Source organism: Enterococcus sp. AZ104 (assembly GCF_050546705.1).
GTDB classification, from domain to species: domain Bacteria; phylum Bacillota; class Bacilli; order Lactobacillales; family Enterococcaceae; genus Enterococcus; species Enterococcus faecalis.
In genome coordinates, this window is the sequence record NZ_CP172952.1 from 2,287,501 (window position 1) to 2,301,722 (window position 14,222).

A 14,222-nucleotide genomic window follows, 5' to 3' on the forward strand; every position below is an offset into this window, starting at 1 on the left:
CCCACATCCTTTTCCACTTAACATATATTTTGGGACCTTAGCTGGTGGTCTGGGCTGTTTCCCTTTCGACTACGGATCTTATCACTCGCAGTCTGACTCCCGGATATAAATGAATGGCATTCGGAGTTTATCTGAATTCGGTAACCCGAGATGGGCCCCTAGTCCAAACAGTGCTCTACCTCCATCATTCTCAATTCCGAGGCTAGCCCTAAAGCTATTTCGGAGAGAACCAGCTATCTCCAAGTTCGTTTGGAATTTCTCCGCTACCCACACCTCATCCCCGCACTTTTCAACGTACGTGGGTTCGGTCCTCCAGTGCGTTTTACCGCACCTTCAACCTGGACATGGGTAGATCACATGGTTTCGGGTCTACGACTACATACTCATTCGCCCTATTCAGACTCGCTTTCGCTGCGGCTCCGTCTCTTCGACTTAACCTCGCATGCAATCGTAACTCGCCGGTTCATTCTACAAAAGGCACGCCATCACTCATTAACGAGCTTTGACTTGTTGTAGGCACACGGTTTCAGGATCTATTTCACTCCCCTTCCGGGGTGCTTTTCACCTTTCCCTCACGGTACTGGTTCACTATCGGTCACTAGGGAGTATTTAGCCTTGCGGGATGGTCCCCGCGGATTCCGACGGAATTTCTCGTGTTCCGCCGTACTCAGGATCCTCCTAGGTGTTGTCAGCATTTCGTCTACGGGGCTTTCACCCTCTTTAGCGGAATTTTCCAAATCCTTCAACTATACTAACAGACTACCATATCGGAGTCCTACAACCCCAACAAGCAAGCTTGTTGGTTTGGGCTCTTCCCGTTTCGCTCGCCGCTACTCAGGGAATCGAATTTTCTTTCTCTTCCTGCAGGTACTAAGATGTTTCAGTTCTCTGCGTCTACCTCTAATCAGCTATGTATTCACTGAAAAGTAATATCCTATAAAAGATATTGGGTTCCCCCATTCGGAAATCTCTGGATCATAGCTTACTTACAGCTCCCCAAAGCATATCGGTGTTAGTCCCGTCCTTCATCGGCTCCTAGTGCCAAGGCATCCACCGTGCGCCCTTATTCACTTAACCTTATCAACCTTACGGTTGGGTCTTGATCACTTCTTCTAGCGATAGAAGGTTAATCAATAAATAAGCAATTGAACTTATTAAAAAACTCATTCAACGCGGTGTTCTCGGTTTGTTTTGATTCTTTTTACTTCAATATCCAGTTTTCAATGAACGAATCTGATAGCAAAAGCTATCAATGGAGCCTAGCGGGATCGAACCGCTGACCTCCTGCGTGCAAAGCAGGCGCTCTCCCAGCTGAGCTAAGGCCCCGAATTTATTTGATTGAGAGTAGACCTCTCAAAACTGAACAAAGTAAAGACGAAATGTGTATTTCCGTAATATTCCTTAGAAAGGAGGTGATCCAGCCGCACCTTCCGATACGGCTACCTTGTTACGACTTCACCCCAATCATCTATCCCACCTTAGGCGGCTGGCTCCAAAAAGGTTACCTCACCGACTTCGGGTGTTACAAACTCTCGTGGTGTGACGGGCGGTGTGTACAAGGCCCGGGAACGTATTCACCGCGGCGTGCTGATCCGCGATTACTAGCGATTCCGGCTTCATGCAGGCGAGTTGCAGCCTGCAATCCGAACTGAGAGAAGCTTTAAGAGATTTGCATGACCTCGCGGTCTAGCGACTCGTTGTACTTCCCATTGTAGCACGTGTGTAGCCCAGGTCATAAGGGGCATGATGATTTGACGTCATCCCCACCTTCCTCCGGTTTGTCACCGGCAGTCTCGCTAGAGTGCCCAACTAAATGATGGCAACTAACAATAAGGGTTGCGCTCGTTGCGGGACTTAACCCAACATCTCACGACACGAGCTGACGACAACCATGCACCACCTGTCACTTTGTCCCCGAAGGGAAAGCTCTATCTCTAGAGTGGTCAAAGGATGTCAAGACCTGGTAAGGTTCTTCGCGTTGCTTCGAATTAAACCACATGCTCCACCGCTTGTGCGGGCCCCCGTCAATTCCTTTGAGTTTCAACCTTGCGGTCGTACTCCCCAGGCGGAGTGCTTAATGCGTTTGCTGCAGCACTGAAGGGCGGAAACCCTCCAACACTTAGCACTCATCGTTTACGGCGTGGACTACCAGGGTATCTAATCCTGTTTGCTCCCCACGCTTTCGAGCCTCAGCGTCAGTTACAGACCAGAGAGCCGCCTTCGCCACTGGTGTTCCTCCATATATCTACGCATTTCACCGCTACACATGGAATTCCACTCTCCTCTTCTGCACTCAAGTCTCCCAGTTTCCAATGACCCTCCCCGGTTGAGCCGGGGGCTTTCACATCAGACTTAAGAAACCGCCTGCGCTCGCTTTACGCCCAATAAATCCGGACAACGCTTGCCACCTACGTATTACCGCGGCTGCTGGCACGTAGTTAGCCGTGGCTTTCTGGTTAGATACCGTCAGGGGACGTTCAGTTACTAACGTCCTTGTTCTTCTCTAACAACAGAGTTTTACGATCCGAAAACCTTCTTCACTCACGCGGCGTTGCTCGGTCAGACTTTCGTCCATTGCCGAAGATTCCCTACTGCTGCCTCCCGTAGGAGTCTGGGCCGTGTCTCAGTCCCAGTGTGGCCGATCACCCTCTCAGGTCGGCTATGCATCGTGGCCTTGGTGAGCCGTTACCTCACCAACTAGCTAATGCACCGCGGGTCCATCCATCAGCGACACCCGAAAGCGCCTTTCACTCTTATGCCATGCGGCATAAACTGTTATGCGGTATTAGCACCTGTTTCCAAGTGTTATCCCCCTCTGATGGGTAGGTTACCCACGTGTTACTCACCCGTCCGCCACTCCTCTTTCCAATTGAGTGCAAGCACTCGGGAGGAAAGAAGCGTTCGACTTGCATGTATTAGGCACGCCGCCAGCGTTCGTCCTGAGCCAGGATCAAACTCTCATAATAAAAGTTAGAACAACCTTGCGATTGTTAAGCTCAATTTGTTTGCTAGCATATTGCTTGCTTGTTAAAAATGTTTGTTGTCTTGAATTGAATCAAGACGCCCTACACATTTGGTTCGTCTATTCTTTGTTCAGTTTTCAAAGGTCTACGTTACCTCGCAGCAACTTTTATATCATAACAAACTTTCGTTTGAATGTCAAGAACTTTTTTGAAAAAGTTTTTTTAAGTTGTTTTGCTCGGTTGTCGTTGTCTGTTGTGACAACTTCTATATCTTATCATCTCGTTTGTTATTTGTCAACAACTTTTTTGTTGTTTTTTCAAACTTTTTTCGAGAGATTTGAAATCAAGAATTGTTATTTAATTATTGATTTCTGAATCGCTCAGCTGTGTGACTCGCCTTGCGACATGTAATAATATATCAAGATTTTGATGTTTGGTCAACACTTTTTTTCAAAAAAATTAAAAGAAGTTTTCAATCTGTTTTCATTCTTTTCAATTATTTCGTTTTTAAACTTTTTAAATCCTAATTGTCTATCAAAATAGTTTAATCCCTTACTAAAAATCGAACAATTTGAATCATATATTTGAAATAGTTCGATTAACTTTTTTACGTACAACATAAAAAAAGAAAGAATCTGTTCGATTATCGACAGATTCTTTCTTTTTTGTTTAAAACATTGGGACACCTTCAATATGATATTTTGACCAAATCGTTTTTAATTCTGCAGGTGCTACCCATGTATAGTCTTTATCCATTTCATTTTTAAGTGCTTGTTCATCCATCTCGAAGACAAACAGCGGAACATTTTCTTTATTGATATGCGCGTTAGTTAATTCTACTAAGCTAATTGAAGTAACGTCCAATTGAACCTCTTCTTTGAACCATTGTAGCATACTAGCTAAACCCGTCATCTCATCAGAAACTTTTGCCATCGCAAACTCAATCGCTTCACCTATTGGATGCATCAAAAATTTTTTACTACCATCGTTTAAGTTCAGTATGATTGTTCCAGCGACTTTTTTGTTAGACACGACATCCACCTCAATTAATTTTTAGATTCACTAACAAAAGAAATTGTAACACACTTTCTGAAAAAATACAGAATTATTTTTCAAGCAACTTATCCATTGCTTCATCAATCCATTCTGGAAGTTCTTTGTCTAAGGTTGCAAAGCCAATTTTTTTATTCTTATCCGTAAAATATTTTTTGCGTCGATGGTTCACTGAATGAACTTTGTCTTCAAGGGTTCGTAAAGATAAGCTAATCTTTTGAGAATATTCATCAACATCAATAACTTGAACGGTTACTTTTTGTCCAACGGTTAAGAGTCCATGGATATTTTTGGTAAAGCCAGCTTGTACTTCCGAAACATGAATCAATCCTTGTGTTTCTTCGTCTAAAGAAACAAATGCGCCATATGGTTGAAGTCCGGTAATTGTGCCAGAAAGTACCATACCAATTTTGTACTTCATCAAATTTCCTCTTTTCATACGATAAATTTCTTTTTCCGTTTCTACTCATTTAAAATAATAGCATTTTTTCAACGTTTGTGCATTATTTCTTCCCTAGTTGTTAAAACTATTGTTTCATCTTTTAAGCAAAATCTACTATACTATAGGAAGTAAGACTTTATATAGAAGAAAAGGAGTTATCTTATGTTTAATTTTAATGAAACCATTGAGCGTCGCCACACGAATTGTGTTAAATGGGACACCGTTGAAGCGAGTTACCACGAAAAAGATTTACTACCTTTATGGGTTGCTGATATGGATTTCAAAGTACATCAGCCTATTCTTGATGCCTTGTCACAAGTTATTGAACAGGGCATTCTAGGATATGCAGTTGCACCTAATGAACTGTATCAAGCAATTCAAGATTGGCAACGGCAACACCATCAATTGATTGTTGAAAAAGAAGAAATTTTGTTTAATAGTGGCGTGGTACCCAGTTTGGCCACAACCGTTCAAGCGTATACAGCACCTGCTGATTCTGTCATGATTTGTGATCCAGTCTACCCCCCTTTTGCAGATGTGGTAAAACAAAATGAGCGTAGACTTGTGCGCCATTCTTTACTAGAAATTAACGGACATTATGAAGTTGATTTGGTTAAAATGGAACAACAGATAATCGAAGAAAAGGTGAAACTGTTACTTTTTTGTAATCCCCATAATCCTGGTGGACGTGTTTGGACAAAAGAAGAATTGCTGGCAATTGGCCGTTTATGCCAAAAACACCAAGTAACTGTGGTTAGCGATGAAATTCATCAGGATTTGATTTTCAAACCGCATACCTTCACTTCCTTCACTGTCGCTGATGATGCATTTAAGGAATTCACTGTTACCTTAACCGCAGCAACGAAAACCTTTAATTTAGCGGGGATTAAAAATTCAATGCTGTTCATTCCTAATGAAAAACTACGGCAATCTTTCGTATCTTTACAAGACAAAAATCATCAAGGCGGCATCAATACTTTTGGCTACGTTGGAACGGCAGCTGCCTATCAAACAGGGGAGGAATGGCTAACGGCATTACTTGATTATTTAAAAGAAAATATTGATTTTGCCCTTTCTTTTTTCCGTGAAGAGCTGCCTAGCGTTCGTGTAATGGAGCCTGAAGGGACCTATCTTTTATGGTTAGACTTTAGTTCTTATTCACTAACGGATCGAGAACTTCGCGATACCTTAATTCATAAGGGGAAAGTGGTTCTAAATCCAGGAATTAGTTTTGGTCCCCAAGGTTCTCAACACATGCGTTTAAACTTAGCTTGTTCAAAAGAAACTCTCGAAGAAGGCCTTTTACGTATCAAAAAAGCCTTTAATTAAAAACAGCTGTCCTAGTTTTTAGGACAGCTGTTTTTAATTCTTTCTTTTGCGTTTAGCTAAATAAACTCTGACGAACCAGATACCTGAAAATAGAAGTAAAATTTCTCCAATTATGATTGTATAAAATCCTGGTTCATGAACGATTCCTTGCTGATCTACATACGTAAAAAACGTTCCTATAAATGGGAGTATTACTGCAAACAAAGCCAAGGCCATTGGATATCTGTATTTTTCTAACAAATTTGCTTCCTCTCCTTCTATTCTTTAACTCAGTATCCTATAAAGACTTCATTAAAAGAAGAGATTTGGATGCTTTTAAAAAAAAGTTAGTCGTTTTAAGAAAAAAATAAAGAGTACCAACGAATTTGTCCCTCGTTGGTACTCTCTTTTTCAATTGGTTAAACTTATTCACCAATGATTTCAACTGTGTCCATCACGACGTCAAATGTTGGACGGTCTTGGGCATCCCGTTGGACTCCACCAATTTCATCCACTACATCCATACCATCAACAACATGACCAAAAACAGTATGACGGAAGTCTAACCAAGGTGTTCCGCCTTGTTTGTAAGCTTCAATAATTTCTTCTGGAAAACCAGCATCTTCTAACTGACTCATCATTTGAGCTGGAACATTTTGATTAGTAACAACAAAGAATTGGCTACCATTTGTGTTAGGACCAGCATTTGCCATTGACAATGCGCCACGCAAATTGAAAACATCCCGAGAAAATTCATCCTCAAATGCTTCTCCATAAATACTTTCGCCGCCCATTCCTGTTCCGGTTGGGTCACCGCCTTGAATCATAAAATCAGGAATCACACGATGGAAAATAACGCCATCATAGTAGCCCTTTTTCGCTAATTCAACAAAATTTTTAACCGTTTTAGGCGCTTGTTCTGGGAATAATTGAACAGTGATGTCGCCTCGGTTTGTTTTAATGACCGCTTTTGGGCCTTTAGCATTTTCTAAATCTAATTGTGGAAATTGTGACATGAGAATGTCCTCCTAGATAATTATTTTATAGTTCCATCATATCGAAAAATGCTGAAAATTGCTATGATCTTTTTCCAATGATTAAAGAATGCTTTGATTCGTTAGCCAAACTTGCTTTTTTCGAAAAGCCGTGCTATTTTGTGAAGTGTTCGCAAAACGATCAATAGTTGTCTCAACCCTAAATGAATTAGGAGGAATTTTCAAATGTCTGATGAAAAAGATATTTATGATTTAACGATTATCGGCGGCGGTCCTGTTGGATTATTTGCCGCTTTTTATGCGGGAATTCGTAAAGCGAAAACGAAAATCATTGATAGCCTGCCGCAATTAGGTGGTCAGCTAACAATGCTGTATCCCGAAAAATATATTTATGATATTCCTGGATTCCCTGCTATTAAAGCCGGTGAGTTAATTGCCAATTTGGAAAAACAGATGCAGCCATTTCAGCACGATGTTTGCTTGGAAGAAGAGGTCACACACCTTGCACAGGAAGCAGATGGACTTTTGCGCTTAGACACAACTAAAGGCACACATTATTCTAAAACGGTTATCTTTGCGATTGGTAACGGCGCTTTCCAACCTCGACGTTTAGCTATCGAAAATGTTGAAGCCTTTGAAGGTGAGTCAATCCATTATTATGTGACTGACATGAAAAAATTCGCTGGCAAAAAAGTTGCGATTGCTGGTGGCGGCGATTCCGCAATTGACTGGGCTTTAATGCTAGAAAACGTTGCAGAAGAAGTATCTATTATCCATCGTCGCCCACAATTTCGCGGCCATGAACATAGCGTGGAACAACTGGAAAAATCTAGCGTTTCTATCAGAACTCCTTATATCATTAGTGATATTTTAAAGGAAAATGAAACGTTCACAGGCATCCAATTAACGGAGACAAAAGGTGACCAAACATTGGATCTCCCTCTGGATGATTTAATTATCAATTATGGCTTCACTTCTTCTTTAACACACCTCAAAGAATGGGGATTAGACGTTTCTAGAAATGCTATTAATGTTCATTCCGATATGTCAACTAACATTCCTGGTGTATACGCTGTAGGGGATATCTGTTCCTATGAGGGAAAAGTGAAATTAATCGCTACAGGCTTTGGTGAGGCACCTACTGCCGTAAATAATGCTTTACATTACTTACGGCCCGATGCTCGACGTCAACCAGTTCATAGTACAAGTTTATTTGAAAACGGCGTACCTAAATAAGGTTAGCACTGGACTTTAGCAGTTTTTAAGCCAAGGACAAAAATCTAAATCGGATTTTTGTCCTTGGCTTTCTGCTTTACTGAAAAGCCTTTCTTTTTCTCTTTTAAATTTATTTTTGATACAATAAAAAGTGCTAGGAGGAAGAAAGATGAACCAACCAATTATTTATTTAAATGAAGTATTCAATGAAGAACAACTGGAACAAGTGAAAGCTGTGGCGCCCAATTATCTAGTTAAAACATCTACCGATCATTTATCCTCTGCTGAAGAAGAGGCAATCGAAATTATGTTAGGCTGGCATAAAGAAATTGGTCCGCGTTTATTAGCCTCTGATACTAGTCACCTAAAATGGATTCAGCTCATTTCTGCTGGTGCTGATTATATGGATTTTGATAAATTAAGAGAAAAAGGCATTCTGTTGTCTAATGGTAGCGGAATCCATAGTGTTTCTATCTCAGAACATGTTTTAGGCGTTTTATTAGCACATACCCGCGGACTGCAAGAAAGTATCCAACAACAAATGCAACACACATGGAATCAAACAGCCCCTTCCTATCAACAACTTTCTGGGCAAAAAATGTTAATCGTAGGCACCGGGCAAATCGGACAACAATTAGCTAAATTTGCTAAAGGTTTAAATCTTCAAGTTTATGGCGTGAATACCTCTGGACATGTGACGGAAGGCTTCATTGAATGCTATTCACAGAAGAATATGAGTAAAATTATCCATGAAATGTCCATTGTTGTGAACATTCTTCCTTTGACTGAAACAACAAAACATTTATACAATCAGGCACTTTTTGAAAAAATGGCTCCTGAAACAATTTTCGTAAATGTTGGTCGAGGCGCCTCAGTAGCAACGAACGATTTGATAACTGCCTTAAACAATAAAACCATTGCTTTTGCTGCCTTAGATGTCTTTGAAGAAGAACCTCTTCCCGAAGATAGCCCTTTATGGGAGATGCAGAATGTTTTATTAACACCTCATATTTCTGGCATGACACCGAAGTTCAAATCAAAATTACTGGCGATTTTTATTCCAAACTTAAATCAATTTGTAACGGATCAGACCCTCGTCAAAAACCAAGTTTCCTTAAAAAAAGGCTATTAACTCAAAAAAGGCCTTCAACCATCTTTCAAGTAATTGCATGGTTGAAGGCTTTTTTTTGCTATTTTTTACCAGATAACCTTGAAGTTATCATTTGTCGACGCTTGAATGATTGGATGTTTTTTCAAATATTCTGCAATCAGTTCCGTCATATCAATTTGAATTTCTCGAATAATTTTTTCAGGTTGGAACATTTGATAGTTTCCGCCACCGACTGCTCGGTATTGATTTGTCACGATTTCCAAAACATCTTCTGCTTGCACTGCTTTGCCATGATAATTAAGTTTCGTCACTCTTTCACCAAACGGTTGTCTTAAATCAAGCGTATACTCAATGCCTTCATACATATCATAATTATAGTATTGTGGTTTTGGATCGACATATTTCGGGTTAAAAATTGGTTGGCCTTTTTCTAACACAAAATAAGTAGCGCTTTGTTCTAACGCTTCACGGAGGTCTTGTCCAGTGACACGCAATACAGCCAAAGTATTTGGATAAATGTAGTTGGTAATGATATCGCGCATCGTAATTTGATTATTAAATCCTTTGCCTTCATTGTTAAAAAGTGCAGTCCCTGAAATATCCGTTCCGCTTGAAGCCATTTGGACGTTATTAATAAATTCTATATATGGATGTTCTTTGAGGCGTACGACATTCGGATTTTGAATCGTCATATCCCCTTCCACATTTCCCACTGGTTGGTCAAGCCACTCTTCTACCTCGTCATGTAACGCTGTTGTCAAAGCTAAAATTTCTGCATCTGGTTGTTCGTTTCCAACAGGATGAATAGCTGCGTCACTTCCAATAACGCGATAGCCTTTAGCCATAGGTTCAATTTCTAAAGTAATTTCTCCAACAAAAGCTCCTCGAAAACCTGGTTGAATCACAGGTATTCCATTCAGTTTTGTAGCAATTTCTCGATGTTGGTGACCAGTGACTAAGGCATCAATCCCAGGAACTTTTTCCAATAAATCGTAGCCTTCATTTTCTCCTGTTAGTAATTCCGTGGGTTCCCCTGTTTCTAAATCTTTTTCAAAACCGCCATGGTAAGCGACAACAACTAGATCCGCTTCTTCCCGCAGTTTTGGCACGTATTCTGCCGCTGTTTCAACGACACTTTTAAACGTTAAATCTTTGACTGTTGCCGGCTGTTCCCAATGAGGAATATATTGAGTCGTCACGCCAAGGATGGCTACTTTAATCCCTTGTTTTTCTATGATGACATACGGCTGACCGAAATAAGGTTGTCCATCTTTACCAAGAATATTGGCAGCTAAAACTGGCTGTTGATAACTGGCAATCGTTTCCTTTAAATAATCTAATCCGTAATTAAATTCATGGTTACCTAAAATGCTAACATCATAATTCATTTGATTAATGATCTTAGTGATGGCAGCCACTGAATGTGTTTCTGCTTTTCTTACGTAGTAACTAAGCGGCGAACCTTGAATAAAATCCCCATTTTCAATTTGAAAAACTGGTCCTTTGGCAGACGCCCGTAACTTTTTCAGCATGGTTGCTGCTTTTGCGGTTCCAAAAGGTAAATCCATCTTTTTTTCACTATAACTTGTTGGCATAATGTACCCATGTATATCACTTGTTGCTAAAATTTTTATTTGCATTTTGTTTCTCTCCTTCTTCCGCCCAAAAGAACAGGAAGGTTAGAACACGAGCCATAACGACTCAGATCCCAACCTCCCACGTCTGTTTATTTATTGATTATTGGTTCCATGCTTGTTCAAATTGTGATGTTGCATCTTTCAATAATTTTTTCGTGTCTTTATTTGATGAAGCAAAAATACTTTCCATAATTGTCCGCATTTCATTATAGGCTGAATCAGCATTTTCTTCTACTGGGATAGCGAATAAATCTTTTACTGCGTTTTCAAGTTGTGCAGGTACTTTGGTTGTCTTAGAGTTTTTGTACTCATCACTGTGTAAAACAGATTCTAAAATTGGCATATAACCTGTTTGTTGTGCCCAGTACAATTGTGAATCAGGCGTTGCTAAGAATTTCATGAATTCAAATGCCGCTGTCCGTTGTTCTGGCGTAGCACTATCGAACATATAAATATCTGTTCCTTGTTGTAAGTTGATTTTTTCAGGACGTGGTGCAACACCGTATTCATAGCCACCAGCTTCAGCATCTTTTTGAACAAAACCAGCACCAGCAATACTACCGACAAACATTGCTACCTTTTTGTTTGCAAATGGGCCAGATAAATATTTATCTGAACCAGCTGTGCGGAAGTAACCTGCTTCGATACCATCACGGTAATAGTCCACGACTTCTTGTGAATCTTTGCTTGTTAAATCTAAGTCTTTATTAAAATCAACGCCTTTGTTTTTCATTCCAATTGCGTAATAGTTATTTAACGAGTCAAAACCAGCACCAACGACTTCTTTGTTGGATTTTTCGTAAATTGTTTTAGAAGCTTCTTTTAATTCCTCTAATGTTTTCGGTACTTCAACACCATATTCTTTCAACAAATCAGCATTATAGAATAACATTTCTGTCGATTTATTAAATGGAATGCCGTATTGTTTGCCGTCGATTTTGGCGCCGTCTAATAATACTTCACGAATTGGCTCTGCATCTTTCCAGCCGATTGTGTCATCATCCATATATGGTTTTAAGTCCACTAACATTTCATCTTGTGCAGCATTCCATAACCAGCCTGGGTACGCTTGCGTAATTGTTGGTAAATCTTTTGGTGAAGTTAAAGTCGAATTGATTTTGGCTTGTAAATCAGGGTAAGCAGATTGATTTTGTAATTCCACTTTAATTTTTGGATTTTCTTTCATGAAGTCTTTCGTTAATTTTGTTAACGCTTCTTCTTGAACCCCATTCATTGCATGCCAGAAAGTGATTGTCGTATCTTCCTTCACTTCTTTCACAATATCGTTTGATTCTTTGGCCCCATTACCGTTACCACAAGCCCCCAATGCGAAAATAGCTGCGGTTGCTAACACTGTTGTTGCTAGAGTTTTGAACTTCATTTTTTTCTCTCCCTTAAAAAAATTTATAAAACAATTTGCTCGCCACGTTCTGGCAATATTCTTTCACCATACGGGTTTTCCAGTTTTTCTGGTTTTAACGTATGGATTGGAACCAATACTTGAGGTTCAATCAATGCAATAATTTTATCCAGATCTTCTGGAATTGCATGTCCTGAACAAGCTAAGCGGACAAAAGTAATGTCTTTTTTAGCCAACAAATCTAAAAACACGCGATACTGTGGATCAAAGTCCCCTAACGGTTGGGCATCACTGTGAATGTATAAACTACCTTCTTGGAGGTTGTCAAACTGGTTCACAACTTGCCACAAATAGTCTGTTTTGTCCTTTAGTAACGTGTCATACGGGATTTCTAACGCTGGATTCAATTCTGGTATTTTACCAGATTCAGCATAATAATAACGAACTTCTATTCCAAATACTTCAAGTAACAACGCAGCCATATTTGCTTCTAAAACGACTGTACGTGGTGACTTTTCAATAATCTTAGCAAAACGTTCTACGTTTGCTGGATAACCATTAAAGGTAATTTGTCGATTCGGGTTTTCTAGTTCTAAACGAACCAAGTGCTGAACAAGATCTTCTTCACTGACAACCGCTATTTGGGCTGGATCTGGTTCACGTTCTGGGAAGCTAATGCTTACGCCTTCCATCATTAATAATTCAGTATGTTTGGCTTTTTCACAAAAAGCTAAAGTCTCTTCACGATTATGGCCATGTAAGCGCAAATCACCTGTGTATGTGATGAAATGGTCAGGCGTGCGAATCAGTAATGCCGAAGCACCGTACGCATCATGATCAACAGGTACGATTTCCACTGAAATTTCGCCAACTTTAATCACATCGTTTTTATTAAGACCAATCATTTCTCGGGTAAAATTCTTTTCTTCAAACGGTGATGGAATCAAAAAATCACCTTTGCGATTTAAACTATTTAGAATCATTTTCGTTTCTTTTAGGGTGTACAACGGAACAGCTGGGTCTAAATAATTAATCATGCGTGAATGATCTAAATGGGCATGAGATAAGAAAACAGCTGTGTGTTGATACTCTTTGTCTTCTGCACCATGATATTCATAACCTAAACGTGGATCATATAAGTCTTTTAATTCTGGCACTAAACGATTATTAATTAAGGTTTCAATGTGATCATCGGGCAAATCTAATTCTGGTCGAAATTCTGTACCAAAATCAAAGAAGATGTGGGCATCTTTATACGCCACTTCAATCACGGTTCCTCCAATTGTTAAAATGCCACTGTGAAAAGTCACAGTTGTTTTAGCCTTTGATTCCATTTTTTGCAACTCCTCTGATAATTTCTTTTCTGAAAATCAAGTAAATAATTAAAATTGGAATAACGGTTAATGTTGCAGCAGCCATTTGTAAATGTACGTCACTACCGCTCTCTGTCGCAAAGGCCGATAGTCCATTATTCAATAGACGGTATTTTTTCTCGTTCGTCACCAACAATGGCCACAAGAAAGAATTCCAACTAGAAATAAATGTTAAAATCCCTACTGTTACCAACGCTGGTTTTGACATTGGTACTAAAATACGCCAAATATATTCTAAATCACTAGCGCCATCAATTTTGGCAGCCTTGTAAAAAGTATCAGGAATACCTTTTAAATAACCGTTTAAATAGTAAATATAAAAAATACTAGTTAAAAATGGAATAATTAAGGCGCTGTAAGTATTTAACAAACCTAATTGCGCAATCGTTTGATAATTGGTAAAAATAATAGATTCATACGGAACCATTAACAACGAAATCATCAAAGCAATGACCACATTTTTAAAACGGAACTTCAAACTCGTTAACGCGAATGAAGCTAACACGGCGGTGACTACCGTAGCAATCGTTGTAACACCTGAAACAAAGACTGTGTTTAAGAAATACCGAAGAAAGGGTGCTTTTTGAAAGACCTCTGTGTAGTTTTGCCATTGTGGTTGTTTCGGAAACATGGTTGGCGGCATGCTGGTCGCTTCAGAGTAACTCATTAAACCAGCTAAAATCATATAGACAAATGGAAATAACGTAATAACGGCTAAAATGCCTAAGAAAACAAATGCGATAATCGTTAAAACTTTTTTCATTG

At 39.6% G+C, this 14,222-nt stretch carries 12 protein-coding genes, 1 tRNA gene and 2 rRNA genes (1 of these 15 running past the window's edge); 3 read left to right on the forward strand and 12 right to left on the reverse strand.

Annotation, left to right across the window (positions count from 1 at the left end; genetic code table 11):
* The 6 genes from IGJ37_RS10925 to IGJ37_RS10950 all read right to left on the reverse strand — a co-directional run.
* Nucleotides 1–1,077, reverse strand: a 23S ribosomal RNA gene (locus IGJ37_RS10925); it reaches 1,836 nt to the left of the window's first position.
* 176 nt (nt 1,078–1,253) lie between these two features.
* Nucleotides 1,254–1,326 (reverse strand) — tRNA-Ala (locus IGJ37_RS10930).
* A 79-nt stretch (nt 1,327–1,405) separates the two neighbouring features.
* Nucleotides 1,406–2,966 (reverse strand): 16S ribosomal RNA (locus tag IGJ37_RS10935).
* The 16S and 23S rRNA genes sit together here with 1 tRNA gene alongside, the layout of an rRNA operon.
* Before the next feature lie 434 nt (nt 2,967–3,400).
* Nucleotides 3,401–3,649 carry a hypothetical protein gene (locus IGJ37_RS10940; RefSeq protein ID WP_002397654.1) on the reverse strand — a complete coding sequence of 83 codons (249 nt, stop codon included), beginning with the start codon at nt 3,647–3,649 and terminating at the stop codon, nt 3,401–3,403.
* The gene (locus tag IGJ37_RS10945) at nt 3,633–4,004 is read right to left on the reverse strand and encodes a hypothetical protein (RefSeq protein WP_002385270.1); all 372 of its coding nucleotides are present in this window, start codon (nt 4,002–4,004) and stop codon (nt 3,633–3,635) included. Before IGJ37_RS10945 ends, IGJ37_RS10940 begins: the two co-directional genes overlap by 17 nt.
* 64 nt (nt 4,005–4,068) lie before the next feature.
* Nucleotides 4,069–4,437: a CvfD/Ygs/GSP13 family RNA-binding post-transcriptional regulator gene (locus tag IGJ37_RS10950; protein WP_002365178.1), complete on the reverse strand. Its 369-nt coding sequence runs from the start codon at nt 4,435–4,437 to the stop codon at nt 4,069–4,071.
* Between the two features lie 183 nt (nt 4,438–4,620).
* Here IGJ37_RS10950 and IGJ37_RS10955 point away from each other — a divergent pair, with 183 nt between their 5' ends.
* Entirely contained in the window at nt 4,621–5,787 is a 1,167-nt protein-coding gene (locus IGJ37_RS10955; RefSeq protein ID WP_325815262.1) for a MalY/PatB family protein, read from the forward strand.
* 33 nt (nt 5,788–5,820) lie between these two features.
* On the opposite strand, the gene IGJ37_RS10960 is transcribed toward IGJ37_RS10955, so the two are convergent.
* On the reverse strand, nt 5,821–6,027 hold the full coding sequence (locus IGJ37_RS10960) for a DUF3955 domain-containing protein (protein ID WP_002355151.1): 207 nt from the start codon (nt 6,025–6,027) through the stop codon (nt 5,821–5,823).
* A 164-nt stretch (nt 6,028–6,191) separates the two neighbouring features.
* On the reverse strand, nt 6,192–6,782 hold the full coding sequence (locus IGJ37_RS10965) for a peptidylprolyl isomerase (protein ID WP_002355150.1): 591 nt from the start codon (nt 6,780–6,782) through the stop codon (nt 6,192–6,194).
* A gap of 204 nt (nt 6,783–6,986) precedes the next feature.
* On the opposite strand from IGJ37_RS10965, the gene IGJ37_RS10970 reads away from it, so the two are divergent.
* Nucleotides 6,987–7,997, forward strand: a complete 1,011-nt coding sequence (locus IGJ37_RS10970) for an NAD(P)/FAD-dependent oxidoreductase (protein ID WP_002368301.1) — start codon at nt 6,987–6,989, stop codon at nt 7,995–7,997.
* Between the two features lie 148 nt (nt 7,998–8,145).
* Nucleotides 8,146–9,108, forward strand: a complete 963-nt coding sequence (locus IGJ37_RS10975; protein ID WP_002355148.1) for a phosphoglycerate dehydrogenase — start codon at nt 8,146–8,148, stop codon at nt 9,106–9,108.
* Nucleotides 9,109–9,173: 65 nt separating this feature from the next.
* Here IGJ37_RS10975 and IGJ37_RS10980 read toward each other — a convergent pair whose 3' ends face one another.
* The 4 genes from IGJ37_RS10980 to IGJ37_RS10995 all read right to left on the reverse strand — a co-directional run bounded on the left by IGJ37_RS10980 (nt 9,174) and on the right by IGJ37_RS10995 (nt 14,220).
* A complete protein-coding gene (locus IGJ37_RS10980; protein WP_252671687.1) occupies nt 9,174–10,727 on the reverse strand; it encodes a bifunctional metallophosphatase/5'-nucleotidase in 1,554 nt (517 codons plus the stop codon).
* A gap of 97 nt (nt 10,728–10,824) precedes the next feature.
* Nucleotides 10,825–12,105, reverse strand: a complete 1,281-nt coding sequence (locus tag IGJ37_RS10985; RefSeq protein WP_002359172.1) for an extracellular solute-binding protein — start codon at nt 12,103–12,105, stop codon at nt 10,825–10,827.
* 23 nt (nt 12,106–12,128) lie between these two features.
* The gene (locus IGJ37_RS10990) at nt 12,129–13,418 is read right to left on the reverse strand and encodes an MBL fold metallo-hydrolase (RefSeq protein ID WP_002359171.1); all 1,290 of its coding nucleotides are present in this window, start codon (nt 13,416–13,418) and stop codon (nt 12,129–12,131) included.
* Nucleotides 13,402–14,220, reverse strand: a complete 819-nt coding sequence (locus IGJ37_RS10995) for a carbohydrate ABC transporter permease (RefSeq protein ID WP_002355144.1) — start codon at nt 14,218–14,220, stop codon at nt 13,402–13,404. Before IGJ37_RS10995 ends, IGJ37_RS10990 begins: the two co-directional genes overlap by 17 nt.
* Nucleotides 14,221–14,222: the final 2 nt, after the last annotated feature.